20 protein-coding genes and 1 tRNA gene are annotated in these 24,210 nt (G+C 70.7%); 10 read left to right on the top strand and 11 right to left on the bottom strand.

Features of this window, described 5'->3' with window-relative positions; translation table 11 throughout:
• Positions 1–50 precede the first annotated feature (50 nt).
• From AC3YNX_RS16555 to AC3YNX_RS16540, 4 genes are read left to right on the top strand one after another with little or no spacing between them, the layout of a single operon-like run.
• Positions 51–2,069, top strand: coding sequence for an SDR family oxidoreductase (locus tag AC3YNX_RS16555; protein WP_489996185.1), 2,019 nt, complete (start codon positions 51–53; stop codon positions 2,067–2,069).
• Positions 2,070–2,106: 37 nt separating this feature from the next.
• The gene (locus AC3YNX_RS16550) at positions 2,107–3,222 is read left to right on the top strand and encodes a LolA family protein (protein WP_206518003.1); all 1,116 of its coding nucleotides are present in this window, start codon (positions 2,107–2,109) and stop codon (positions 3,220–3,222) included.
• Positions 3,219–4,187: an ABC transporter ATP-binding protein gene (locus AC3YNX_RS16545; protein ID WP_489996184.1), complete on the top strand. Its 969-nt coding sequence runs from the start codon at positions 3,219–3,221 to the stop codon at positions 4,185–4,187. The genes AC3YNX_RS16550 and AC3YNX_RS16545 overlap by 4 nt, the downstream gene beginning before the upstream one ends.
• Positions 4,184–4,990 carry an ABC transporter permease gene (locus AC3YNX_RS16540; protein ID WP_127783519.1) on the top strand — a complete coding sequence of 269 codons (807 nt, stop codon included), beginning with the start codon at positions 4,184–4,186 and terminating at the stop codon, positions 4,988–4,990. Before AC3YNX_RS16545 ends, AC3YNX_RS16540 begins: the two co-directional genes overlap by 4 nt.
• 97 nt (positions 4,991–5,087) lie before the next feature.
• On the opposite strand, the gene AC3YNX_RS16535 is transcribed toward AC3YNX_RS16540, so the two are convergent.
• Entirely contained in the window at positions 5,088–5,870 is a 783-nt protein-coding gene (locus tag AC3YNX_RS16535; RefSeq protein WP_164860642.1) for a lipase family alpha/beta hydrolase, read from the bottom strand.
• A gap of 109 nt (positions 5,871–5,979) precedes the next feature.
• On the opposite strand from AC3YNX_RS16535, the gene orn reads away from it, so the two are divergent.
• The 4 genes from orn (at position 5,980) to AC3YNX_RS16515 (ending at position 8,676) form a co-directional block, all read left to right on the top strand.
• Positions 5,980–6,618, top strand: a complete 639-nt coding sequence (gene orn, locus AC3YNX_RS16530; protein WP_489996183.1) for an oligoribonuclease — start codon at positions 5,980–5,982, stop codon at positions 6,616–6,618.
• 49 nt (positions 6,619–6,667) lie between these two features.
• Positions 6,668–6,743, top strand: a tRNA-His gene (locus AC3YNX_RS16525).
• A gap of 145 nt (positions 6,744–6,888) precedes the next feature.
• Complete coding sequence (locus AC3YNX_RS16520) at positions 6,889–8,313, top strand: tyrosine-type recombinase/integrase (RefSeq protein ID WP_489996182.1); 1,425 nt, start codon at positions 6,889–6,891, stop codon at positions 8,311–8,313.
• 69 nt (positions 8,314–8,382) lie between these two features.
• Positions 8,383–8,676 (top strand): hypothetical protein, encoded by a 294-nt coding sequence (locus tag AC3YNX_RS16515; protein ID WP_489996181.1) that lies wholly within the window; start codon positions 8,383–8,385, stop codon positions 8,674–8,676.
• A gap of 469 nt (positions 8,677–9,145) precedes the next feature.
• On the opposite strand, the gene AC3YNX_RS16510 is transcribed toward AC3YNX_RS16515, so the two are convergent.
• The 5 genes from AC3YNX_RS16510 to casB form a co-directional block, all read right to left on the bottom strand.
• A complete protein-coding gene (locus tag AC3YNX_RS16510) occupies positions 9,146–9,985 on the bottom strand; it encodes a hypothetical protein (RefSeq protein ID WP_489996180.1) in 840 nt (279 codons plus the stop codon).
• A 154-nt stretch (positions 9,986–10,139) separates the two neighbouring features.
• Complete coding sequence (locus AC3YNX_RS16505) at positions 10,140–10,562, bottom strand: hypothetical protein (RefSeq protein WP_489996179.1); 423 nt, start codon at positions 10,560–10,562, stop codon at positions 10,140–10,142.
• A 5-nt stretch (positions 10,563–10,567) separates the two neighbouring features.
• A complete protein-coding gene (locus tag AC3YNX_RS16500) occupies positions 10,568–10,993 on the bottom strand; it encodes a hypothetical protein (RefSeq protein WP_489996178.1) in 426 nt (141 codons plus the stop codon).
• A gap of 816 nt (positions 10,994–11,809) precedes the next feature.
• The gene (gene cas7e, locus AC3YNX_RS16495; RefSeq protein WP_489996177.1) at positions 11,810–12,925 is read right to left on the bottom strand and encodes a type I-E CRISPR-associated protein Cas7/Cse4/CasC; all 1,116 of its coding nucleotides are present in this window, start codon (positions 12,923–12,925) and stop codon (positions 11,810–11,812) included.
• Complete coding sequence (casB, locus tag AC3YNX_RS16490) at positions 12,922–13,470, bottom strand: type I-E CRISPR-associated protein Cse2/CasB (protein WP_489996176.1); 549 nt, start codon at positions 13,468–13,470, stop codon at positions 12,922–12,924. Before casB ends, cas7e begins: the two co-directional genes overlap by 4 nt.
• Positions 13,471–13,798: 328 nt before the next feature.
• On the opposite strand from casB, the gene AC3YNX_RS16485 reads away from it, so the two are divergent.
• Positions 13,799–14,071: a hypothetical protein gene (locus AC3YNX_RS16485; protein WP_489996175.1), complete on the top strand. Its 273-nt coding sequence runs from the start codon at positions 13,799–13,801 to the stop codon at positions 14,069–14,071.
• A gap of 169 nt (positions 14,072–14,240) precedes the next feature.
• Here AC3YNX_RS16485 and AC3YNX_RS16480 read toward each other — a convergent pair whose 3' ends face one another.
• The 3 genes from AC3YNX_RS16480 to AC3YNX_RS16470 all read right to left on the bottom strand — a co-directional run bounded on the left by AC3YNX_RS16480 (position 14,241) and on the right by AC3YNX_RS16470 (position 18,101).
• Positions 14,241–16,253 (bottom strand): hypothetical protein, encoded by a 2,013-nt coding sequence (locus AC3YNX_RS16480; RefSeq protein ID WP_489996174.1) that lies wholly within the window; start codon positions 16,251–16,253, stop codon positions 14,241–14,243.
• Between the two features lie 175 nt (positions 16,254–16,428).
• On the bottom strand, positions 16,429–17,733 hold the full coding sequence (locus AC3YNX_RS16475) for a hypothetical protein (RefSeq protein ID WP_489996173.1): 1,305 nt from the start codon (positions 17,731–17,733) through the stop codon (positions 16,429–16,431).
• Positions 17,730–18,101 (bottom strand): hypothetical protein, encoded by a 372-nt coding sequence (locus AC3YNX_RS16470; RefSeq protein ID WP_489996172.1) that lies wholly within the window; start codon positions 18,099–18,101, stop codon positions 17,730–17,732. The genes AC3YNX_RS16475 and AC3YNX_RS16470 overlap by 4 nt, the downstream gene beginning before the upstream one ends.
• 520 nt (positions 18,102–18,621) lie before the next feature.
• Here AC3YNX_RS16470 and AC3YNX_RS16465 point away from each other — a divergent pair.
• Entirely contained in the window at positions 18,622–21,660 is a 3,039-nt protein-coding gene (locus tag AC3YNX_RS16465; protein ID WP_489996171.1) for a hypothetical protein, read from the top strand.
• A gap of 216 nt (positions 21,661–21,876) precedes the next feature.
• Here AC3YNX_RS16465 and AC3YNX_RS16460 read toward each other — a convergent pair whose 3' ends face one another.
• Positions 21,877–22,716, bottom strand: a complete 840-nt coding sequence (locus tag AC3YNX_RS16460) for a hypothetical protein (RefSeq protein WP_489996170.1) — start codon at positions 22,714–22,716, stop codon at positions 21,877–21,879.
• A gap of 276 nt (positions 22,717–22,992) precedes the next feature.
• Positions 22,993–23,925 (bottom strand): hypothetical protein, encoded by a 933-nt coding sequence (locus tag AC3YNX_RS16455; RefSeq protein ID WP_489996169.1) that lies wholly within the window; start codon positions 23,923–23,925, stop codon positions 22,993–22,995.
• Positions 23,926–24,210 lie beyond the last annotated feature (285 nt).

The raw sequence follows: 24,210 nt of genomic DNA, 5'->3' as shown, positions 1-24,210 counted from the left end.
CACACCTGCGGCGCTAGGTTGGTCCCCGTAGTCGTCGGAGGGGGTCTGACATGACCACGTACGTGGTGACGGGCGGTACCGGGTTTCTCGGCAGGTACGCCATTCCGCTGCTGCTGACGCGGCCGGAGTGCGACGCGGTGCACGTCCTGGTGCGGGAGTCCTCAGTGGGCCGGCTGGAGAACCTCGCTGCGGGCTGGGCGGGCGGGCAGAAGGTCCATCCGGTGATCGGTGACCTCACCCAGCCCGGGCTGGGCCTCGCGGAGAACACGGTGCCCGCCCGTGCCGACCACCTGCTGCACCTCGGTGCGGTCTACGACATGACCGCCCCCGCGGAGGCGAGCCACGCCGCCAACGTCATCGGCACCACCGGGGTGATCGAGCTGGCCGGCCGCCTCGGCGCGCGGCTGCACCACGTGTCCTCGGTGGCAGTGGCTGGCGACCACCCGGGCACCTACACGGAGGACGACTTCGACCTCGGCCAGGACCTGCCCTCGCCCTACCACGCCACCAAGTTCGAGGCCGAGAAGCTGGTGCGCCAGACCGCCACCACGCCGTGGCGGATCTACCGTCCCGCCATCGTGGTGGGCAACTCCGTCACCGGGCAGATGGACAAGATCGACGGGCCGTACTACTTCTTCGGTGCGCTGGCCAAGTGGGCGTCGGTGCCCTCGCTGCTGCCGATCGCGCTGCCTGACCTGGGGTCGACCAACCTGGTGCCGGTGGACTACGTGGTGGCGGCGCTGGACCACCTGATGCACCGCGAGGAGGGCGACGGCCAGGCGTTCCACCTGGTCAACCGCCGTCCACAGCCGCTGCGCGAGGTCTACGGCGCCCTCGCCTCGGCGGCGGGAGCACCCATGGCGGTGGCCACCCTGCCGCGCGAGGTGCTGGCGCCGCTGTCCCTGCTGGGCCGGCTGCCCGGCGCCACCGTCGCCCGCGACCTGGTGCTCAACCAGCTGGAGATCCCGCCGGAAGTGATCGACCACACCACCTTCAGCGCCGACTTCGCCAGCCACAAGACCCGCAAGGCGCTGCGCGGCACCGGGATCGCCGCACCCGACCTGACCACCTACGCGGCGGCGCTGTGGAGCTACTGGGCCGACAACCTCGACCCGCAGCGCGCCCGCCGCGACGACCCGGCCGGCAAGCTGGTGGACCGCGTCGTGGTCGTCACCGGCGCCTCCTCAGGCATCGGCAAGGCGCTGGCCATGGCCCTGGCCCGGGAGAACGCCATCAGCCTGCTGCTGGCCCGCCGGGCCGAGGAGCTCGACGAGGTGGTGGAGGAGGTCCGGGCCATCGGCGGCCGGGCACACGCCTACCCCTGCGACATCACCGACCCGGAGTCGGTGAGCCAGGTGGTCAAGCACATCATCGACGAGCACGACCACGTGGACGTGCTGGTGAACAACGCCGGCCGCTCCATCCGCCGGTCGGCCTCGGCGTCGGTGGAGCGGATGCACGACTACGAGCGGACCATGGCGGTGAACTACTTCGGCGCCGTCCGCCTGGTGCTGGCCGTGCTGCCGCACATGGAGCGGCGCCGGCACGGCCACGTGGTCAACGTCAGCTCCATCGGCGTGCAGGCGCTGCCGCCCCGGTTCAGCGCCTACGTGGCCAGCAAGGCCGCCCTGGACGCGTTCAGCGACGTGGTCGCCAGCGAGACCTGGCACGACGGCATCACCTTCACCTCGGTGCGGATGCCCCTGGTGCGCACCCCGATGATCGCGCCGACCTCGCTGTACGACGCCTTCCCCGCGGCCACCCCGGACGACGCAGCCCAGCTGCTGCTGCGGGCCATCAAGGACCGGCCCAAGCGGATCAACACCCCGCTGGGCACCCTGGGCGAGGTGGCCGGCACGCTGGCACCCAAGCTCAAGGACGCGATCCTGCACCAGGCGTACCAGGTGTTCCCCGACTCCGCGGCGGCCCGCGGCGACAAGCCCACGCCCGATCCCGCTGCCACACCGGCCCAGCAGCAGGCCGCGGCGTCCGGCAACGCGATGGGCACCAAGCAGCTGTCCCGGGCGGCGATGGCCTTCGCGCGGCTCATGCCGGGCGTGCACTGGTAGCGCGCGGGCGGGCGGGTTTCTCCGTACCGTCGTGACGGTGCCCACCCCCGCCGTGCTGAACCGCGGTGCGCGCTGGGCGGTGCTCGCCGTCGTGGTGGGCGTGCTGGTGGCCACGCCGTCGCTGGTGGCGCGGCTGCCTGCCCGCGACTCCCCCGCCACCGCCCCCGAGCTGCTGAGCGCGGTGCGTGCCTCGGCCGAGCTGCCCTACTCGGGCTACGCGGAGTCGGTGGGCGGGGTGTCGCTGCCCCAGGCCACCCAGCTCAGCTCGCTGACCGACCTCTTCGGCGACACCACCCGCACCCGCAGCTGGTACCGCGGGCCGCAGCAGTGGCGGGTGGACACCCTCAGCGCCACCGGGGAGACCGACTTGTACCGCGACGCCGGAGGCACCTGGAGCTGGGACTTCGAGAGCGACACCGCGGTGCGCTCGGTGGACCTGGCGGTGCGCCTGCCGCGGGCGGCCGACCTGGTGCCGCCCGCGCTGGGCCGGCGCCTGCTCAGCGAGGCCACCGACGCCGAGGTGACCCGCTTGCCCGCCGCGCGGGTGGCCGGGCGGGACGCCCCGGGGCTGCAGCTGCACCCCGCCGACCCGCGCAGCACCATCGCGGCGGTGGACGTGTGGGTGGACCCCGGCACCGGCATTCCGCTGCGCGTGGTGGTGCACGCCGTGGGTGCGCAGCGGGCGTCACTGAGCAGCTCGTTCCTGGAGTTCACCCCCGCCGAGCCCGCCGCCGGTGTCACCACCTTCACCCCGCCACCGGGAGCCACCGTGCGCACCGAGCAGCCTGACGACCTGGTGGCCGCCGCCCAGCAGGCCGGAGTGCGCACCCCCGACCGCCTGGCCGGGCTGCCGCGCCGCACCGGCCTGTCCGGGGTGGGCGCCGACGGCGGGCTCGGCGTCTACGGCCGCGGCGTCACCACCGTCATCGCGGTGGCCGTGCCCGGGCGGACCGCGCGGCAGCTGCGGGCGGAGCTGACCACCGCGCCGGGCGCGCTCACCGACTCCACCGGCACCACCCTGGCCGTGGACCCGCTCACCGTGCGCCTGACCGCCCCCGGGCCGCGCGGGCTGGCCTGGCTGCTCGTCGGCACGGTGACCGCGGACCCGCTGGCGGCCGCCGCCGCCGAGCTCGCCGCGGTGCGGCTGCGATGACGACCGAGGTGCTCGAGCGGCCGATGATCCAGACCCACGCGCTGACCAAGCGCTACGGAGCGGTGCACGCGGTGCAGGGGGTGGACCTGCAGGTGAACAGCGGCGACATCTACGGCTTCCTCGGCGCCAACGGCTCCGGCAAGACCACCACGGTGCGGATGCTGCTGGGCCTGGTGCTGGCCACCTCCGGGCAGATCGAGCTGCTGGGCGAGCCGATGCCGCGGCGGCGCCGGCACGTGCTGCCCCGGGTGGGCACGCTGGTGGAGGGTCCGGCCGCCTACGGCCACCTCTCCGGGCGGGCCAACCTCACCATGCTGGACGCCGCCGGACCGGGCGGCTCGCGGTCCACCCGCCGCCGCCGGGTGGAGGAGGTGCTGGAGGAGGTGGGCCTGGCCACCGTGGGCCGGCGGCCGGTCAAGCACTACTCCCTGGGCATGCGCCAGCGACTGGGCCTGGCCAACGCCCTGCTGCGCGCGCCGGAGCTGCTGGTGCTGGACGAGCCCACCAACGGCCTCGACCCGCAGGGCATCCGGGAGATCCGCGAGCTGCTGCTCAAGCTGCACGCCGGCGGCACCACGGTGTTCCTCTCCAGCCACCTGCTGGCCGAGGTGGAGCAGCTGTGCACCCGGGTGGGCGTGCTGGACCGCGGCCGCCTGGTGGTGCAGGACTCGATGGCGGCGATGACGTCGTTCACCGGCCGGGTGCTGGTGCACACCCCCGACGCTGCGTGGGCGGTGACGGTGCTGCAGGCCGAGCCCGGCGTGGTGGTGCACGAGCGGGTGGCCGACGAGCACGACGAGTGCCTGCTGGTGGCGCACCCCAGCGCCGAGGAGCTCAACGCGACGCTGGTGCGGGCGGGGGTGCGGGTGCGGGAGCTGCGGCCGGAGCGGCGCAGCCTGGAGCAGACGGTGCTGGCCGCCACCGAGGCCCACGGCGCCCGCGAGCAGCAAGGCGGCGTGCGGTGATCCTGGTGGAGCTCAAGGCGCTGCTGCGGCGCCCGCGGACGTGGGTGATCATCGCGCTGCTGGACGCGCTGCCCACCCTGGTGGCGGTGCTGCTGGCCTACACCGGCATCGGGCCGCGCCCCGGGCAGGGGCCGGCGTTCCTGTCGGCGGTGCTCACCAACGGTCAGCTGTTCCCGCTGGCGGCGCTGGCCATCGTGCTGCCGCTGTTCCTGCCGGTGGCGGTGGCGGTGGTGGCCGGCGACGCCATCGCCGGGGAGGCCCAGGCCGGCACGCTGCGCTACCTGCTGACCCGGCCGGTGGGGCGCACCAAGCTGCTGGTGGCCAAGCTGGTCTCGGTGGTGGTGTTCGTGGTGCTGGCCGTGCTGGTGGTGGCCGGCACCGCGTACGTGGTGGGGGTGAACCTGCTGGGCAGCACCTCCCTGGCCACCGGGCTCTCCGGCACCTCGCTGACCCAGGAGGACATCACCCTGCGCACCGCGCTGGCCATCGGCTACGTGGCCATCTCCATGCTCGGCGTGGCGGCCACGGCGCTGTTCTTCTCCACCGTCACCGACTCCCCGCTGGCGGCCACGCTGGGCGCGCTGGCGCTGCTCATCGCCTCGTCGCTGCTGCTCACCCTGGAGGCCGCCGGCGCGCTGCAGCCGTACCTGCCCACGCGGTACTGGCTCGCCTTCGTCGACCTCTTCCGGGACCCCATCCCGTGGCGCGACCTGGTGCGTGGCATCGGCCTGCAGGCGGTGTACGTCGCCGTCTTCCTGGGCGCGGGCTGGGCCAACTTCTCCACCAAGGACGTCACCAGCTAGGTCCCGCTGGGGGCGTTCAGGTCCCGCTGGGGGCGTTCAGGTCCCGCTGGGGGCGTTCAGGTCGCGCAACGCGCCCACCGGTTGGACGGGGGCGGGCTCAGCCGCGCAGCGCCGCGCAGTCGGTGGCGCCGAGCGTGCGCGGCGGCCCGGGGTCGAGCTGGAGCAGCACGATGCCGCTGCTGACCGGGTCGGTGGGCAGCGCGTCGTGCGCCACGGCGGAGTCGCTGCAGACGCTCTGCACGGTGAGGTTGAGCGCGCCGTCCAGCTCCGCCGAGCTCGGCGGCGTCACCACGCGGTCAGCCGTGGTCCACACCGACACCACGCTCGGGCCCGCCGGTGCGCTCGCGTTGAGCCGGCGCAGCAGGTCACTGTCGGGGTCGAGCTGCTGGCAGGCAGTGGGGCACAGCGACGGCAGCAGCCCGCCGGCCAGCGCGGCGAGGTTGGTGCCGTGGTGGGGCGAGCCCAGGGTGACCAGCCGGCGGGTGACGTCGGCACCGCCGAGGTCCGACAGCCACACCCGCGCCACCACTCCCCCGGCCGAGTACCCGACCACGTCCACCGACTCCGCCCCGGTGCGCTGCAGGGCCGCGCGGGCAGCGGCGTCGAGCACCCGGGCCTGCTCGGTGAGGTCACCGGTGCCCTCGCCGGGCAGCGCGACGACCTCCGCCTCCCGCCCGCTCGCGCGCAGCTTGACGGCCAGGTTCTGCAGGCTCTCGGTGGACCCGCCGTAGCCGGGCACCAGCAGCACCGGTCCCGGCCGGTCCTCCGCCACGGGGGCGCTGTCGTCGGAGCGGGTGAGGACGAGGACGGTCACCACCACGGCGACGGCCACCACCAGCGCGACGAGCAGCAGCAGCAGTCGACGTCGGGCCGGAGCCATCGCGGAGAACACCACCTCAGCGTGGCACGGCCGCCCACGCGCGGCCGTGGCAGGACTGGCCGCACAGCCGTGCGCCGATGTTGTCGGACCTACTGGATAGGGTGGGTGCGTGCAAGACAAACTGGTATGGATCGACTGCGAGATGACCGGCCTCGACATCAAGACCGACAAGCTGATCGAGATCGCGGTCCTGGTCACCGACAGCGAGCTCAACATCCTCGACGAGGGGCTGGACATCGTCATCCACGCGGATGACGACGCGCTGGCCGGCATGCCTGAGGTGGTGCAGAAGATGCACGCCGCCTCCGGGCTCACCGAGGAGGTGCGCGCCTCCACCGTCACGCTGGAGGAGGCCGAGCAGCGGACGCTGGACTACATCAAGCAGTTCGTGCCCGACCCGCGGACCGCCCCGCTGTGCGGCAACTCCATCGGCACCGACCGTGGCTTCATCAGCCGGGACATGGCCACGCTGGACGAGCACCTGCACTACCGGATGATCGACGTCAGCTCGATCAAGGAGCTGTGCCGGCGCTGGTACCCGCGCATCTACTTCGGCCAGCCGGAGAAGGGCCTCGCCCACCGCGCCCTGGCCGACATCACCGAGAGCATCCGCGAGCTCGCCTACTACCGGCGCACCGCGTTCGTGCCGCAGCCCGGGCCCACCTCGGAGGAGGTCGCGGCGGTCACCAAGGAGCTGATGGGTGCTTCTGGGGGAGCCGATTCGGAGTCCGTGGAGGGCACCCGCTAGGATCTTCCACGGCTCACGACGCGGTCCTCGGACAGCGTCAGCGGCCATGGTGGGTGTAGCTCAGTTGGTAGAGCACCGGGTTGTGATCCCGGTTGTCGCGGGTTCGATCCCCGTCACTCACCCCAAGGTCAGAGACGTTTTGTCCCCCAGGATCATCGATCTTGGGGGACAAAACGCTTCTGAGGCTCCCGCCCTCGTATGCGGCGGTGGCGCTCAGGCGAGTGCGGCGGACGGTCGAACCGGTCAGACGACCGGAAGGAACTTCCCGCCATGCCCGCCGTTGCCGCTCCCTACCCCAAGCGATTCTCCGCCGAGCCCCATGGCCGTGGCTGGAGAGCCCGGTGGCAGAACGACCCCACCCTGCCCGGGCCCACGCGCGGCAGCGAGCCCTTCGCCACCGAGGACGACGCACGCCTGTTCATCACACTGGCCAGCAGACACGGCCTCGACCGCGCCCTCACCTACGTGCGGGGCGAGCACCCTCCCGCGCTGATTCCTCAGAGCACGGCAGCCACCGCTCCCTTCGTGGGTTTCAGCGATCTCGTGGAGCTCTTTCTGCAGCAGTGGACCTCGGCTTCAGCGCGCACCCGTGCAGACGGAGCGGCGCTGCTGCGCCACCACGCCCAGCCGTACTTCGGCAACACCGACGTCGCCCTCATCCCTGCCCGTGCACGAACTGCCCATTCCGCGGTGCTCGGCCCCGACGGTCTCCCTCTGTCCGTCGCGAACTTCGTGGGGTGGCTGCAAGACCGTCACGCCCTGGACGCCCAGCGCCGACCCTCAGCCCAGACGCTCTCGCCCAAGACCGTCCAGAACATCGTCTCCCTCGTTGGCCAGGTCTTCCGCTACGCCGTGGATGAGGACGAGCCGCGCATCACGCGGAACCCTTGCCGAACCGTGCAGCTGCCGGGGCGTCAGGACGTCGAGCGCCCGCACCTGGAGCCGTCGGCCTACCGTGCGCTCGCGGGCGCGATCGATCCGCACTTCTCCCCGCTGTTGGCGTTCCTCGTCGGCACCGGCGTGCGGTGGGGCGAAGCGGCCGGCCTGCAGAGGCGGCACCTACACCTGGATCCCGAGGACACCGACGCCTACGTCGACATCCGCCTCGCGTGCCGCAAGGGCGCGCACGGGGGCCGAGAGCTGGGCCGCCTGAAGTCCCGCGCGTCACGACGGACTATCCCGCTGCCGCCCGTCGTGGTCGAGCTCCTGAGGCCGCTGGTGCAGGGACTGGGCCCAGACCACCGTGTGTTCACGATGCGCGGCGGAGGCAACCTGCACCACAGCAACTTCAATGACCGCTTCTTCAAGCCAGCGGTCGCGCAGTGCGGTGGCGCGGTGCCCGCCGGCTTCACCCTCCACGGGCTCCGTCACACTCACGCGACCTGGCTGCTGAACAGTCGATGTGGGGCCTACGTCGCCATGCGCAGGTTGGGGCATGCCGACATCAACACGACGCAGCGCTACTACGGGCACCTGATGCAGGAGACTGACGGTCACGAGCTCGGGGTGATCCACGACCGCATGGTCGGGCACTCCGCCACCGCGCCGCCCACCCGGACGAGCCCAGCCACGGCCAGCCGCGAGACGCCGTGGGTCGCTGCCGCCGATCGCGTCCATCTGGAGAGGGGCGGCGGTGAGCTGTCCGTCGATGAGCAAGGCCTGCCCGAGGTAGCCGACCGCGACCTGCAGCGGTAGTGCTTGCCTGGGCGGCACCTGAGGGTGGTGCGGTTGCCCAGTCCGCCGGTCGCCGCACGGTCTCCGACCATGACCGCGACCCCGCCTTCCGCCCCTCTTCTCCTCACGCCGGCCGCCGCCGCCGCGCTCGCAGGGATCGCCGAGTCACGCCTGCGAACGATGGCCCGAAGCGGGGCTGTGGAGCACGTGCGGTACGGCGGGCGTCGAGAAATTCGGTTCACCCACCAGCAGCTGGAGCGGGCGGTCAGCCTGCTCGTGCAGGAGGGCACGGTGCCACAACAGTGCGCACCCGACGTCGAAGCCCTCGCGGCCGACCCACTGTTCGCCAACCTTCGATCTCTGCGCGCGCCAAGGTCGCAGTGACGACGCGGCAGAACGCGCCAATTCGATGCTGGCAACGCGACCCGGCCGACGCGACACCGTGACCGCAAGACGCTTTCTCAGCGGCTCAGCGGCAGCGAGGGTGTCTTGCCGGGCTCCTGAGCACACCGTTGGCGGTTCCAGGACCACCGCGCAGAGCCTCAAGGCACGCACGCTGGTTGTCGGTGGGGATAGTGGGGCGGGTCAGCAGCGCACGAACCTCATCCCCGAGGTTGGTTCCGGCCTCCCGGTGTGGACCGGGATGTAGACGTGGCCGGTGCGGCCACGTAGTCGCGGTACAAGGCCATCGTGGCCGTGACAGCGTCTGCGTGTAGTGGGTGAGTCCGGCGGCCTCCACGTTTGCGGCGCCGGTGGTGAGCCGGGCAGCTTCGCCTTCCGCACCTGGTGCGGTGCGGGGATCAGCCGGTCGAGGGCGGAGAGCACCATGCCGACGGTGCAAAGCCGTACTGGGTCAGGTGCCGGCGAGGTGGACCGAGTGCTGGCCGGTGAACCAGATTCCGGACGTACGTGAGCGCCGGTAGCGGCCGAGGTGCCCTACCGAGGTAGCAAATACATCCACGTGCCAGGACCGGCCGCCCAGGTCGGGCAATGTGCTCCCGCAGCTCACTAGGGCTGTGTACCAGCCCATCATCGAGTCCACGACGAGCACGGCTCGGCGCTGGCGCTCGTCGGCCCGAAGGAGGAGCGGCGGCCGGGCGCTCTCGCCGCCTCCGAGGAAGGGCCCCTGAATGTGGGTGCGGGCGGTCGGTTCCAGATGCAAACTCGCCGGCCCGAGCGGATTGTTGTAAAGCGCCGCGACGGTGGCGGGAGCTGCCGCGGCTGCGGGCGCACTGCCCCGCCCGGGTACGCGGGCGTAGCCGCACAGCTCGGCGAACTGGGGCAGGAGGGGCCGCTGTTGGAGGTCCAGCCAAGCGCGCAACAGCTCGATCCGGCCGTCGTTCACCCAGACCTTCTTCATCAGGCGCAGGGTGAGGTCGTCGTAGTCGTCGGGGTAGCCGGCGGAGGCCCACCAGGCCAGTCCTCGGGCCGGGTCGGCCCAACCGAGCCGGTACAGCATGAGGTAAAGCGCACCGGTCCAATAGCCGCAGCGCTGCTCCAGCGGGTCCTGCGGGCCGGGCGAGGCCAGCACCGGCTCGTACGTCTGGGGCGAGGCCAGCGCCCGAAACAGCCACGGCGTCGCGAAGTGCCACTCGAGCTGGCCACCGAGCTCATCAGGCCCGGCGGTGGTGATCGGTCGCAGCACCCAGTCCGGCATCGGCACTCGGGTGATGCGCAGGTCGGGCTTGGGCACGGGTCGCTCCCTGGCGCGCTAGACGATCTCGACGGCGGTGAGCGTAAGCGAAACACCCGTTGACTCTGGGCAAGTCGGACGAGCGGCGCGCTCCGGTCGGCCCTGCTGACAGCGGAAAACAAGGAAAAGTTGACACTGAAACAGGCCGGTCGCGTTAGGACCCTTCGACGAGGCGGCGCAGTATGTTAGCCAGCAGGATGACCGCATCGGCGGCGATACCAGCCTCTGTGCGGGTCGGGTCCCCGCTGTGCTTGACCTGCTGGGCGACCTCGATGGCGGCCTTGGCCAGCCGGCGCAGTGGCGCGTTGTCCGGGCCGCTCAGCGCATCGTCGATGTAGCGGTCCAGCCGCTGCTTGGTCTTGGCGACCGGGGGCTCGTCCTCGCCCGGACGCAGGTGGACAGTCGGGTTGTACACCAGCCGGCTCAGTGCCTCAGTTACGTGGACGCAGTCGTTGCCGACCCCGCGGTAGTCCTGTGGGGTGTGTGCGCTGGCGAAATGTCGGCGTAGCTCGTTGAGCTCCACGTCGACCGCTGGCCAGCCGAGGCGGGTGTGCGAGGTGACTGGTGCGGTCAGCACCGAGCTCAGTGACTGGGACTCCAGCTCCCGAGCTGGCGGTGCAGGTCGGCGAACAGGTCGTTAAGCAGCCCGCGGCGCGCGGTGTAGCCGCCTGAGCCGGCCATGCCCTCGCGGATCCAGTGGTCGCGGAAGGTGGAGAAGTCCCGAAACGGTGGGTCGAAGGCGGTGATGCCGATGCGTGTTAGCACCGCGCGCAGCGTTCGCAGCGCGTCGCGGATGTCGACGTTGGAGAATCGTTCGCCGCCGCTCGTGCCGTACTTCTCGAGTTCCTCATGGATGAGCTCGGCAAGGGCGACGGCGACCTCGACGTCGGTGCAGTCCGGCAGCGGGCCGCGTAGCAGCTGAGCGAGGCGGTCCAGGTTGGGCTGCAGGTCGCCGCCGGGCTGACCCCACGGGTCGGGGGCGTCAAGGTAGAAGTCGGTAACGCGCACGTTCGCGACTGTGCCACGGGGCCGCCCGCGTGCCGGGGGCCGCGCCGGTCCTGCCAAGAATTGACCCTTCGGCGGGACGGTGGCGTCGTTAGCGCGGGTCGGAGCCCAACGGCATCTCTACGGAGGCCTGCGGTTCCGGGGCCTCTGGCCTTTCTGTGGTTACCCCGTCGCTCTCTTGTAGTCACTCGGCCACAGTGTGGATACGGCGCACGGGCGCACCCGCGCACCCCTCAGCGACCATTGGTCACCCCCCAAGTGGGGTCCGGCGTACTGGGCGGCGCCGCTCCGCCAGCCCGGTGACCGCGGCACGTCAGTGACCTCGTAGGTGAAGCGGGCCACGCCCGGGTAGGTGCCGACCGCCCGATCGGGTTCAACCTCGAACACCATCTGGGGGCTGCGCCTCGCGCACCCCGTGAAGCGGTGCGGGCGGTGGGAAAGGAGCCGACCACCTCGGCGAGGACGAACAGGAACGTTGAGCGCCCACGCCTTCCGCCCGCGAACACACCTCCCACAGCTCCCCCGTGGGGTCGCTGGCGAACATCGTGAGCTCGGCATCGTGGACTCCGGCAGCAAGCAGGACGAGGCCATGTGGGCAGTGGACGGGACAGCCCGCCGCGGCCCCGTGATCTCGGAGCGGTACTACCGCCTCCAAACTCAGTCAGGGGACGCTCCTCCCCGCGGAACCACGGCCGTAGCACTCAGCGGGGCGCATAGCGCGGAGAGGGCGGGTGTCTGGCTGGTGGGCCGTAGCGCCCTGGTGGCGCCGGCAGGCCATGCCATCTCCGGCCCCGCCAGGCGCAGCACGACAAACGCTCATCAGTCCTCCCCCTGCGCCCATGCGGCGGCGCCGGCCACCAGCTCGTCCAAGGACTGGGCCCCGGCAGTCGGGGTCAGGGACATCAGGGTTTCGGCGCCGAACAAGGACGGGGCGCTCGCAGTCGCCATGACGTGGTAGCTGTGCAGCGCGCTGACGGAGGCGGTGGTGCACCCCTCATGCGCTGTGAGTGGGCGCTCGAACGCCGCGGCGTAGGACAACGCCTGGCGGGACTGGGTCAGCAAGACCGTGGCCGGCAACCCGTGGGGCGCGGCCGCCTTTGCCCTTCCCGCGGGTAGGGACAGCAGCAGGCTGGTGAAGAACGCGTGGAGGCGCTGCGGTGCGTCCTCCTCGTCGATTCCCGACCAAGTGGCACGCAGCTCGTGACGATTGACCGCCGCGTAGCGGTAGAACACGCCGGAGCTGAACTCGGCCGCATCCATGCGCCCGGCGCCGCCGTCGCCGGCGTACTGCATGCGCAGATCATCGTTGGCGGCGAAGTAGTCGATGTCGGTGGTCGCCCCATGCGTGGTGAAAGCGTGCGCGACCTGGACGGCGCCCTCGATCTTTAGCTCGGGGCGGGTAGCGAACATGCGTCCAAACGCTGCGATGGTCAGGCTGCTCGTGCTGTCGGTGAGGAAGCTGCCCGTGGCGGGTAGCTCATACCCTGCGGCGGCGCACGCAGTGCGGGCCAACGTGGCCAGCTCCTTCTCCGCCAACCACACCATGGTGTCCTTCTCCGGCGCCGTTGCAGCGCCCGGCTTCGCCGCCGCCTTCTTCGCCTCCGCCTTGGCGGCATTCTTCGACAACCCGTCGATCTGTGTGCGCAGCGAGTTGCGCAACGCCGCGTTCTCGTCCTCGGTCAAGTTCACGCCCTCGTACTTAAGGAGATTCAGGGCGAGCCCCTCCGCCTCGCCGGGCAGGAACTTCGACCGCGGTGTGCGGTCTCCCGGGGAGTCCGCCTCGTACGCGCCACGAGCCGCATGCTTGAGGGCTCGAGAGGATAGGCGTGCGCGTTGCACGCCGCCGTAGGTCATCTGTTTGGGCGAGCCGTGGCCGTCGCGGTTCATGTTGGAGAACGGGACGGGGTGGATGATGTGGACGTTGAGGAACTTCATGACGCGGTGCTCTCCTGGGTGTGGTTGATGGGTCGGTAGTAGGCGTCGAGCAGTCGGCGGCGCAGCTGGGTGCGCCGTTGGGGGTCGCTGGTGTCCCAGAAGCTGATGTCCCAGTACAGCGCCGTCCAGTTCACGCCGTGGTTCAGCGGCTGTGCTGCGTGCAGCAGGTGCCGGAGGGTGTGAAGCGCGACCGGTAGCTTCTGGGTCTGCAGTGCCGTAATGCGCCGGTCGGTCGCGGTCTCGGGCAACACACCTCGTCCGACGAGGGCGCGGGCCAGTGCCCCAAGCGGAAGGTGCGGGTCGTGCGGCACTTGGTGGTACGTCGCGGCCAGTCCAGCGAAGGCCAGCACCGCGGGGCGGTCGCGGGGTTGCCGGCACAGCTCGGCCAGGAGTGGGTAGGCGTAGTGCTCTGTCGCCGGCCACAGTGCCCGGGAAAGCCGGGCCCGTGCCCTGGGGTTGTCCCGCAGCTCGAGCACGCGCCGCACTGGGTACGGCGCCAGAGCGTCGGCGAGAGGGTCTGCTTCCTGAAGCTCAGTTGATGGCATGGGTCATACAGTTCGGAACGCGCCATGATGCGCACCCGCCGCAGGGGCATCCCGCCGGTTGACGTCCCATTCACCCGCCCCAGCGCCCATGGCCCGGGACGAACACGCGCCGGCGTGGCGGTGGTTGGTCTTGCTCAGGCAACCGTTGCGTTCGCGGCAGCGAGGGTCTCGCCGAGAAGCCGGTGCCCGATGCCCGACGCCCGATGCCCGATGCCCGATGCCCGATGCCCGATGCCCGAAGGCTGCCCGGAGCTTCGTACACCGCCTGGATGAGGTGGGCGAACACCTCCCCGCGTAGGCGCTGTGGAGCTCGGAGGCGAGCAGGTCGGTGATCTGGCTGCCGAGGCAGGTCGCGCCCTGCTATAGCAGCTGGGCCAGCGCGGTTAGAGGCAGCTGCGCCGCCTACCTGACGTCCACCGCTGCGGCGCAGTTCGGCGTGACGTCGGAGATCTCCACCACCACCGGATACGTCCACACCCGGTCGTCGACGGAGGTGCTGTCCGCTGCCGGCTTCTCCGGAGTGCTGCTCGCCGGCGACGCCGCGAAGGCCCACGAGGTCGCGACCCTGGCACAGCAGGCCGTCCACCGACTCGCCGCATGAGCGCGACCCGGGCCCGCCTGCACCTGGCCAGCCTCCAGGTGCCCGCGGAGCGCACCGACCGGCGCGTGCTGCAGCACCCGATGCTGGTGGCCGGCCACGCTGGCGACGAGAGGCGGCCGGTCCCGTCACCTAGCGGGATGGACGCGATGGCCGCTGGTGGACAGGTCGCTCACCACAGGCCAACTTGAGCGGGGACCTTGACCGGCTCGCTCCCAGGTACCAGATTTGGGCGGCTCGCCTTCGCGTCGCGGGGTGGGCGCGTCGCGGCACCGCGGCTGGTCCCCGGCCTGGTCTTGGCGGCGCTTCCTGACGCCCCGGAGGGCCGCCGAACACCGGCCGGGGTGTCGCACTGGACGATGGCCCCGTCAGCACCCAGGCGGTTCCGCTCATCCTCGCGCAGGCCGAGGCCCTGTCCGGTGAGGTGGACCGCGCTCCGCCAGCACAGACGGCCATCCCGGGCTCGGGGGTAGGCCATGCCTGGGCGCACTGCCCGACGCTCGCCGGCATCTCGGCGGCGGGCGGCGGTGTCGGCGAGCAGCCACTGGTAGGCGGCCTGCTCAGCCTGGTGGTGGGCGCGGCGGCGAGCCATGGTCCCTGCAACACCGAGCTCGGCAGCGGCGTCATCGAGCTCACGGGGGCTGCGCCGCCAGCCGCCGTCCGGTAGCCGGTCCACGAGGCCGGCAGCGCTCAGGCGACGCAGGTGACGACTGACCGTTCGAAGGTGCAGGCCGAGGCGAGTGTGCAAGCCTGCCACGTTGGTGGGCTCGTGGGTGAGCTCATCCAGCAGCCACCCGGCGATGGGACCGAGCCCTTCCTGGGTCATGGCGTCGTGGCAGCGGGCGGTCAGCGGTGTGCGTATAAGGGGCGTAGGGAGTTGTGTCCCACCTGGAGCAGATTCGTCCACGACACTCACCAACTCCGCCACCGCCAGCCCCTCGGGAACATGGAGGCGGTACGTGCGGGCGTCGGTGACCTCCCGCCCAGCGTTGACGCTGAGCCAGCCTGCCTGGGTGAGCCGCAGCAGGGCTCGTGCGCACGCCGACGATGAGGGTCCTGCCGTGCTCGAGAGCCAACGGCAGCTCGCCGAGACTTCCGGGTTGCCGCGCTTGTCCGCGACGTGCAGCAGCGCGTCCAGCACTGCCCGGTCCACGTAGCCGCGCTGACCGCCCCACGGGCAAGCAGCGACAGCGGCAGCCACGGCCGCCACCTGCCGCAGCCCCTCGGAATCGCCACGCAGCGCGGGACTGGTGAGCGCGTATTCGATCCGCTTAATCCACATGCGCTTCGCTGCGTCGTTGATGTCCTGGCGTGGCAGGAACCGGTTTCCTGAGCGCCGACGCCGTAGGTGGTCAAGACCCTCATGACGGTCATCGTTCACGGCCACGAGGTACTCGGGGAAGGTCCAGCCCGCCTGGACCATCGCCAGGGTGACTGCCGCGGTGACGGCTGACCTGTCGTGCTGGTCGCCGGGCTCGCCACCGCTGAGCAGGAGCGCCTGCATGGGTACGGAGAGCTCCCGGCGCTCGCTGCGCAGGCGTGGGGCACCACCCACCACGGGCAGCGCGGCGAGGCGCCTCTGCACATCACCGGTCCGCACTGTCCTTGTGTCCGGGTGGTACTCCTGCGCCCACCGCACCAGCTTCTGCCACGCGGCCGCCGAGTTGCGCGCGGCCAGCACAGCCCGGGCAGCAGCTGGCTCCCCCTCCAGCACCGCGCCGCCGGCGATCCGGTGCGGTGACCCCGGTGGTCGGAGGGCGCCCGTGCTTTGGTTCAGCAGGAGGCCGATGTCGAGTCCCGGTGCTACCTTCTTCAACGCTCGGGCGACCGATGCCATCTCCTCCAGCGGGACCGGCTGCGCCAAGGTCGCCCACAGGTGGCGGCGCCCGCTCGGACCCGACCGCGCGCTCACCCAGCCCAGCCCGGCCGCATCGAGGCACTCACCCAGTGCGCGTACCTGCTCGCTGCATTCCGCGTCGTCGTGGACGTCGACGTCCAGGCCCAGCGTCCAGAACCCAGCGTCGTTGGCCAGGTGTACCGCGTACGGCAATACCGGGCGGCGGGCCGGCCAGGCGCGCTCCTTGTAGCTGTTCAGCACCTCACCCTGCTGGGTGACGGCGATGCGCAGGTTCCGGCCGGGGGCGCTCAGCAGGTGGGCTACGTCGTCTGTCCAGGATTCGGTCACGTGCTGTGACCGTCCGGGTCAGCACGGACCTGTCAGGCAACACATACGGCGCGCGCAACGGAACCGGTGTTGGCAGCACTCGCGGCCGTCTAGTTCCCCGGGCTTCGCCGGCCCGGTGTCGGCTGTGAGCACACGACAAGCGGGGAGAGGCTGGTGAGCCTCTCCCCGCTTGGGGTCATGCGTGCAGTGCCGTGAGCCCTGCGGTGATCGAGTCGTAGAGACGCTGCTTGACCCGCCCCCCGGTGGCCTTGAGGTCAACCAGGTTCTTGCTCGCCTGGTCGGCGAGCTTGGCCACCTGGTCGAACTCCTGCAGGGACCTCATGGCGGCCTGCAGCTGACTGTCGACCTTGGCCAGATCGGGTCCAGCACTGGTGTCCTTCTGCCTCCCGTGGAGAATCAGTTCGCGGACGACGAGAAAAGTGAGAGTCACAGCCTGCTGGTCACTCGCGGTGACCACGTAGGACAACTCGTCGACCCGGGCGAGCGGTCCACCGCCAGGAACCTCCTCGCAGGTAGGGACCAGGGCGATGGCGGCGACCGCATCCCGAGTGGTGCGAGCGGCGTCGAGCTCGCGCTTGAACGCCGCCGCTGAGAGGGGTCGGGTCCGCTTCTTCGCCTCGAAGACGATCCGCAGCTCCTTTCCCCGCCCGGCGACCGCAGCGCTCAGGGTCGCTACGGCGTCCCCGGTGCGCCGGGTGCCGCCTGGGGCTGGGGTGGACCCGCACTCCTCGAGTCGATCGCCAGCCGCCGTGACTACGTCGTTGGCTAGGGCGATGGCAGCCGCTTCAAAATCGGCTCCGATTCGCCTGGACGAGGCGCGCCCGGCGGTTCTCGCCGCATCCGCGGCCGCCAGCAGCGCCCGCACCTCGGAGAGCTGACCGCTGATCTCCTGACGACTGCTGGAGATCAGCCCCGTCAGATCGTTGCGCAAGGCTTGCACCGGGGAATCAGCGTCCAACGTCACCGACCGCCGCATGGCCTCAGCGTGCTGGTCCAGTGCGCACCGCAGCTCCTGCAGCCCGGCGCTCTGCACCTGCTGGGTGGCCTGAGCCACGGAAGCCTTGATGGACGCACTCTCTCCGGCCAGCACGGCATCAATCCGCGCCGGCAGTGTCTTGAGGACGGACGTGGCAACGTTCTGCACGCTCGCCTCTCCGGCCTGAAGCCGACCCACCACCTCGGTGAGCCCGACGAGGGCCTGCTGCGACCTCTTGTCGACGTCGCGAGCAAGGCCATCCAGCATCCGCTGAATCGAACCCGTGTCCACACTGGCAGCACTCATAGTCACCGCGATCAGGCCGACCGGCAACGCACGCCGCAGCAGATCCTCGACGTCGCCGCCGTCGGCGATCGCCGCCCGAACCAGCTCTGCTGACGCGCGGTCCGTGAGTGTCCAGTCGGTGATGCGGATCGTGGTGCCGGTGACGCTGACGGTGTTGTCCTGGGCGCCGGCTGCCGGCGCCAGGATGGTGGCGGTCATCGCCGACCACCGGGGACTCGAGCCGACAGCGCGAGCCGTGGCCCCGGTTCGGCGCTCACCCGCCGACACGTCAAGCACGACGCAGGGTCGCCGTCGCCGGCGTGCAGGTACTGCGACTCCCACTCCACCAGCGCCACGATTGTCGTCGTGGCGCCGTGGCGCTTCACGAGGGCGTCTTCAACGCTGTTGAGGCGGGAGCGGAGCTCGGTGGCCCCGAGGAGGTTGTGGGCCTCGGCCACGACCGTCTGGCGGGCGAGACCCACCCAGAGCGTGACGAGGCGGTTGTAGTCCGCGGCGTGTGCCGCGGAGCGTGATGAGGATCGTGCGGCCTTCGACCGGGTGGTCGTCAGCGGCTGGGGTGATGCCATGGTGTTTCTCCTCCAGCAGATGACCGCGGTGTGGAGGCTGCTGCCCCCACGATCCGCGGGGGCCTTCTTTTTCTGGTGACCCGTCCGTACTGCTCGGGGCGCACCACTGCCCCACAAGGGTTAGAGCGCAGTTTCTTTCCGGCACGAACCACCGGGTGGTGCGTGCCGCACTGGCCCGAGGCCGTTGCGGCTGCGCCCTTGGGTTCTGCGTGTGCGCGCCAAGGGGTGCGGGGATGCCCACGAACCCCTCTGGCACGTCGCCCGCGACATCGCCCTCTGCCCTGTCCGCCTACCGCGCTGAGCTGGCCCGACTGCGTGCGATGACTGCGCTCGTCGCAGCGGGTGCCGACCCGGCGTCGGCACCGGTGTACGTCCGCATCCACGCCGTTCCCAACGTTGTGGTCCCGGTGCAGGACTCGTCGTCCATTTCAGTGAGTGACGACTCCTCCATCGCTGCGACTGCCGCTGACGGCGCCCTCGGCACGGTGGGTCGCGCACCCACTACTCCCGGAGGAACTTCATGACCCAGTACACCGACCGCAAGGTCTACCGGCCTCTGGCTGCCCTGCTCCCCGCCGGCGCGCCGTACACTGCCGACATCACCCGCTTCTCGGTGGTGGGTGACCGGGCAGGCATCGCCGCCCAGCGTGCCGCACACGTCTCCATCTACGGGGCCGACACCGCGATCCAGACCGTCAACGCCTGGCCTGATGAGGCATGGGACCCGACGCACCCGGAGGTGGGGGCGGCATACAGGGTGACCTGGATCCGCTTGCGGGATCTGCACCACACCGCCACGGGAGCCGACCCGATCGCCGCGGTCGCGATGGTCGGTGACCACCTCATCGTCAGCGTCACGCTGTCCTCCACGCTGCGCCACATCGTGCGCGAAGACGGTGAGGACGAGAACGGCTACACCAGGTTGCTGCTCGCCCTGATCAACCACTTTCCGTCGCTGCGGCAGCTGCGGTGGGCCGATGACGTGACCCGCGCCGGACGCGACGCGGCGGACTGGGCGGCGCTGAAGAGCAAATGCAAGATCCGCGACGTACGGATGATCCTCGGCGGACAGGTCTATGACCTGAAGAACGCCTCCGACGAGCTGAGTCTCGGCGCTCTCGGCTTGGTGAGCAGCAGCGATGACCCTGCCCGGCGGCGCAGGCTCACCGGCAAGCGCCTGCTGAAGTACCGCACCGGTGGCGCCGCGATCGCCGAGACCCAGATGCCCCACGGCTGGAACCACGCACGTGACGAGCACGGTCGCCAGGTCAGGGATGGTGACCGGGGTCTGCTCCCCCACGCGCAGGACGACCGTATCGAAGCACTCGGCGAGCTGTACGCGATGACCGCTGCGGGCGCCGGGTGGCAGCAGATCGCCGCCAAGGCCATCGAGCTGGAGGCCGCCGGCAAGCTGGAGCGACGCTCTCACACCACTTTTGGAGCGACTTACGCTGACACCCGCGCGAACTACTCGTCCCAGTACGGCATAGCCAAGAGCCTGTTCCTCCGCTCGAACTTCAAGCCGGCCGTGCCCCCTACCCCGGAGGCTATCGACCGCTACGAAGCCGGGGACGATCCCGCCAGCCTGTTCGAGGCGGACACCAGGCTCTTCATCACCAAGGTCGAGCTCGTCCGCACCGGGCGGTACTTCCGCCGGCTGAACAACGACATCCGTGGACGCGGCATCGTCCTGGACGGTGTCCCGGCGATCTATGCCGATGACCTGGATGAGTACGGGCACTTCGACGTGCTCTCCGAGCCCTGGCCGTGGCCGCGGGACGCGAGCGGGCAGGTGGTCCCCCGCTTCGGGATCTCCGATGAGGTGTGCCGCAAGGTCGGCGCCCGCCTGCTGCGTGAGCTCCGCGCACCCCGACAGCAGACCGGGGGCCGCGCCCATGCCGTCACCGAACGCCGCGTCCTGCAGCACTTCAACAACTGGCTGGTCCCGCCCGACTCCCCCCACGCTCGCTACCCCGATGAGCCCACCGAGTACGGCATCGAGGCTCGGCAGAACATGAACGGGAAGGAGAACTTCATCGTGTTGTTCCGCCGCGAGAGCGTCGGCACCTGGGCGCGGGGGCGGAAAGGCTGGACCTGGATGGGGACCGGCGAGCGGCGCCCGGACCACATCGCCGCGACCGGGAGCCTGCGCGAGCTCACCGCTTCGGTCGCCGTGGCGCTCAACGACGCGGTCGAGAAGATGCTCGATCCGACCAGCATCGTGGAAGCGCACGACCTCACCGACACCACCGGCTCCCTCGATCGCACCGCGGGGCTACGCGCCCGCATCGACAAGGCCCGCACCGAGCAGGCCCAGGCGGTCCAGGACGCCATGAACCTTCGGCTGCAGGCCGCCCGCTGCGCCGGAGCCGGTGACTTCGGCGGCGCTGACCGCTACGACGCGATGGCCACAAACCAGGACCACGCCGCCAACACTGCAGCCGCCGCGGTCGCCAACCTGGAGCAGCAGCTCACCGACTACAGCGCACAAGCGCAACCACCCCAAGAAACAGAAACCAACATCACCCTCGCCGCCTACCTCGTCGCCGGGCTGGAGACCGCAGCGCGATCCAACGGCCGCGGACCTGTCCGCCTCGGGCAGGTCGCCGACGACATCCTCCGGGACTGGACCTTCACCTGCGACAACGCTGAGCTGAAATGGTCAGCAACCGCAGCCCTTCCGCTGCGCGAGGGAGGCGAAGCAGTCCTTCCCCTGTCCGGGGTCATCCGCAACGTGCGCGGCCGCCCCGGCAAGGCGATGGCAACCACCGAGATCGCCGTCCGCTACACCATGGCCGAAGGCCGCGACCTGCAGGACGTCGCCGACACTCTCGAGCTCGGCCGGCTCACCCTGCTCACGATGCGGATCATGCCCTGGCTGGTGCAACAGGGCATCACCTCCCGCGGCGCGAAGAACGCCCTCATCGATCACCCCATCCCGGGGGTCCGGCGGGTGGTGCATGCAGCGGTCACCGGCTCCGACGACCCAGCCACCGCGGCGTGGCCCCGCCCCTGGAAGGACCTCGTCGCAGCCACCTACACCAACCCAGACCTGGCCTGGGGTGACGCCGCCTGCCCCGACGACATCAGGTGGGTGCACCAGCTGCTGGCCACGCTGGATCAACCTCTGCTGCAACACCGTGGGCTCAGCGTCACCGACGCTGCCCTGGCCCTGGGCGTGACCGAGCGCCTTGTCCACGGACTCGTCCAGCCCCCCGCTCGTGGCGCTGGGTTCACCCGCCCCCGGTACCTGCGTTACTTCCCCGGCAGCGGCCGCAAGCGGATCCAGCTGATCCCCTGCCCTCACGGATGCGCAAGCTCCTGGGCCACCCACGCCGCGCTGCTGCCCGAGGTCGGCGCCTCCGGCTACGGGGTGCTGTGCCCCATGTGCCGCCGTGCTCCCAGCACAGACGACCCACAGTGGGCGCGGATCGCCTTCCCTCCTGCCTACCTCCAGCCCGTCACCGGAAATGGACAGGGCGGCTCCCTACGACTGGAGCCACAAACCGTCGTTGCACCGGCAACCACCCGTCTGGACCTCGGTGACCATGTCGCATGACTGTTGGCGGGAGCGCTCACCCCACCATCTGAGGTCGCCGAGCGTGGAACGAAGCCAGCGCCGGAGCTTGTCGTGCGTGACGATGGCGAACTTGGCGAACTTGGCCGGCAGGTTCTGGTAGTGCCCACCGGTCGGGCCTTCCGCGACCCGGTGGCGGCGCCACCGGGGCGTCGTGGCCGGCGGGGTGACCTGGGTCGTCACAGGCGGAGTGGTGGGTCAGGTGCCGGCGAGGTGGACCGAGTGCTGGCCGGTGAACCAGATTCCAGTCGTGCGTGAACGTCGGTAGCGGCCGAGGTGCCCCACCGATGTAGCGAATACGTCCACGTGCCAGGACCGGTCGCCCAGGTCGGGCAATGTGTTCCCGTAGCTCACTAGGGCTGCGTACCAGCCCATCATCGAGTCCACGACGAGCACGGCTCGGCGCTTTTGCTTGTTGGTCCGAAGGAGGAGCGGCGGCTGGGCGCACTTGTCGCCTCCCTCAAAGGGCTCGCCAAGGTGGCCGGCATGTTCAAAATGCAGACCCGCCGGCCCGTACGGATCGTGGTAACGCGGATCGTCCTTAAGCGCAGCGACGTCGGCGGGAGCGGGAGCACTGTCCCGCCCGGGTGCGGGGGCGTATCCGCACAGCTCGGCGAACTGATGCCCGAAGGGCCGCGGCTGGGGCGCCAGCCAGGCGCGCAACAGCTCGATTCGGCCGTCGTTCACCCAGACCTTCTTCATCAGGCGCAGCGTGGGGTCGTTGTCGGGGTAGCCGGCAGAGGCCCACCAGGCCAGTCCTCGGGCCGGGTCGGCCCACCCGAGCCGGTACAGCATGAGGTAGAACGCACCGTGCCAGTAGCCGCGGCGCTGCTCGTGCGGGTCCCGCAGGCCGGGCGCGGCCAGGACCGGCTCGTACGTTAGGGGCGAGGCCAGCGCCCGGAACAGCCACGGCGTCGCGAATTGCCACTCGAGCTGGCCACCGAGCACGTCGTGATACTCATGCGCGAGGCTGGGGGCCGTTCGCAGCACCCAGTCCGGCATCGGCACTCGGGTGATGCACAGGTCAGGCTTGGACACGGGTCTCCCTGGCGCGCTTGATTATCTCGTTGGCGCGAGCGTAAGCGACCCAGCCGCTGATCCTGGAGAACGCAGACAAGCGGCGCGCCCCGGCCGGGGTTGCCGTGGAGGGCCGCCGGTGGTGGGTGGAGGCGGACGAGCACGGTGTGGTCATCGTGCAGGAGATCGCACGAGGCGAGACCAGCCCGCCCAGCTGAGCCGTGACCTCCCAGCCGCAACGGCCTCAGCAGGTCGCACCCGCGTTGGAGAGACCACGCGGCAGCGCCACCACCATGCTCATTCCCCTGAGCCACCCCCGTGTGCTGTGGTCCGGCGGGAGTATCGGGTCGGGATGACCAGCGTCGGCCGGGTCTGACCAGCAGTATGTGCGTATCCGAGGCGACTAATCTCCTGCTGCAGCTGGGCGATCTCCGCACGGGCCTGCAGTGCTGCGTCCCGGTGGGCGTCGTCGGCACGGCGCACCGCTGCCCGCAGCTCCTCCTCATGCACGGCGCTGGCCTGCCGCTGCTGCTGTGCCAACGCCTCTGCCGCCTGCAGGTGCACTGAGGCCAGCGTCTCGCGGAGCGCCCTTCCCTCTGCCAGCGCGGCATCGCGGGCAGCCACCGCATCCACCAGCTCGACCTCCATGTGGACACGCTGCTGCACCGCGGTGTCGCGCTCGGTGCGCGCCTCCTCCACCTCGCTGTGAGCAGCAGCCAGTTCCACCTCTAACCGTCTGCTCTCCCCCACCGCCTCGTCCCGCTCGTCCACGGCTTCAGCCAGCTCGTCCGCTCGGGCCGCCATACGTGTCTCCAGCTCGGTCACATTGGCAGCTCCGTCGGCGACGGTTTCCTCCAGCACCTGCACCTGATCCTCCAGCTGCCGGACCGCCCGGGCGTGCGCGGCGACCTGCGCCTTCACTGCGTCCGGATCCGCTGCCTCGAGGTCGAGGCGCATCAACGTCGCCAGGTCGGCGGCATCGGTTGCGATCGCGGCAAGCGTCTCCGCCAGCACGCGGCCGGGCGTTGACGGGGTTAGCTCGAGCCTCGCCAGCACGCCTCGAGCGTCCTCTGCCCGGGCCGTGGCCGCCTTCTCCGCCGCCGCCCGGCGGCGAAGCGCACGCTGCCTGTGCCGCTCGCGCTCACGTTGATCCGTACCTGCGTGTGAATGGATGCCGTCCAGCACCTCGCCACACTCACACGGGCAGGCATTCGGGGTCGTCTTGCCCATCGAAGCTCCTTCACACGGTGACCCGTACGGCGTTGCCGTACGGGTACACGTACGGCTGTCCCGTACGCGTTGCTTCGCACCGTGCCGGGCTCGAGGGCCACGGCAATCAACTCGAACTCGCCCTCCCCGGTGTACGTGCCCGACTGAGAGGGATGCCCTCCGGCACCACACCCGCGAAAGATGGGGCAACGGAGGTCTGGTTGAGATCGCGACGGCACATTCGAAGCACTACCACAGCATTCCCGTCCCACGGTCGGCGATCACCGCCCACGTAGACACCGTGCG

The organism is Rhodococcus sp. Z13_19A, assembly GCF_058133575.1.
This window is presented reverse-complemented; position numbering and strand designations above follow the sequence as displayed.

Excerpts from the sequence above, each read along its gene's own strand:
- AC3YNX_RS16555 (WP_489996185.1), top strand. The coding sequence starts at position 51 with ATGACCACGTACGTGGTGACGGGCGGTACCGGGTTTCTCGGCAGGTAC.
- AC3YNX_RS16545 (WP_489996184.1), top strand. The coding sequence starts at position 3,219 with ATGACGACCGAGGTGCTCGAGCGGCCGATGATCCAGACCCACGCGCTG.
- AC3YNX_RS16535 (WP_164860642.1), bottom strand. The coding sequence starts at position 5,870 with ATGGCTCCGGCCCGACGTCGACTGCTGCTGCTGCTCGTCGCGCTGGTG.
- AC3YNX_RS16520 (WP_489996182.1), top strand. The coding sequence starts at position 6,889 with ATGCCCGCCGTTGCCGCTCCCTACCCCAAGCGATTCTCCGCCGAGCCC.
- AC3YNX_RS16515 (WP_489996181.1), top strand. The coding sequence starts at position 8,383 with ATGACCGCGACCCCGCCTTCCGCCCCTCTTCTCCTCACGCCGGCCGCC.
- cas7e (WP_489996177.1), bottom strand. The coding sequence starts at position 12,925 with ATGAAGTTCCTCAACGTCCACATCATCCACCCCGTCCCGTTCTCCAAC.
- casB (WP_489996176.1), bottom strand. The coding sequence starts at position 13,470 with ATGCCATCAACTGAGCTTCAGGAAGCAGACCCTCTCGCCGACGCTCTG.
- AC3YNX_RS16475 (WP_489996173.1), bottom strand. The coding sequence starts at position 17,733 with ATGACCGCCACCATCCTGGCGCCGGCAGCCGGCGCCCAGGACAACACC.
- AC3YNX_RS16470 (WP_489996172.1), bottom strand. The coding sequence starts at position 18,101 with ATGGCATCACCCCAGCCGCTGACGACCACCCGGTCGAAGGCCGCACGA.
- AC3YNX_RS16465 (WP_489996171.1), top strand. The coding sequence starts at position 18,622 with ATGACCCAGTACACCGACCGCAAGGTCTACCGGCCTCTGGCTGCCCTG.
- AC3YNX_RS16455 (WP_489996169.1), bottom strand. The coding sequence starts at position 23,925 with ATGGGCAAGACGACCCCGAATGCCTGCCCGTGTGAGTGTGGCGAGGTG.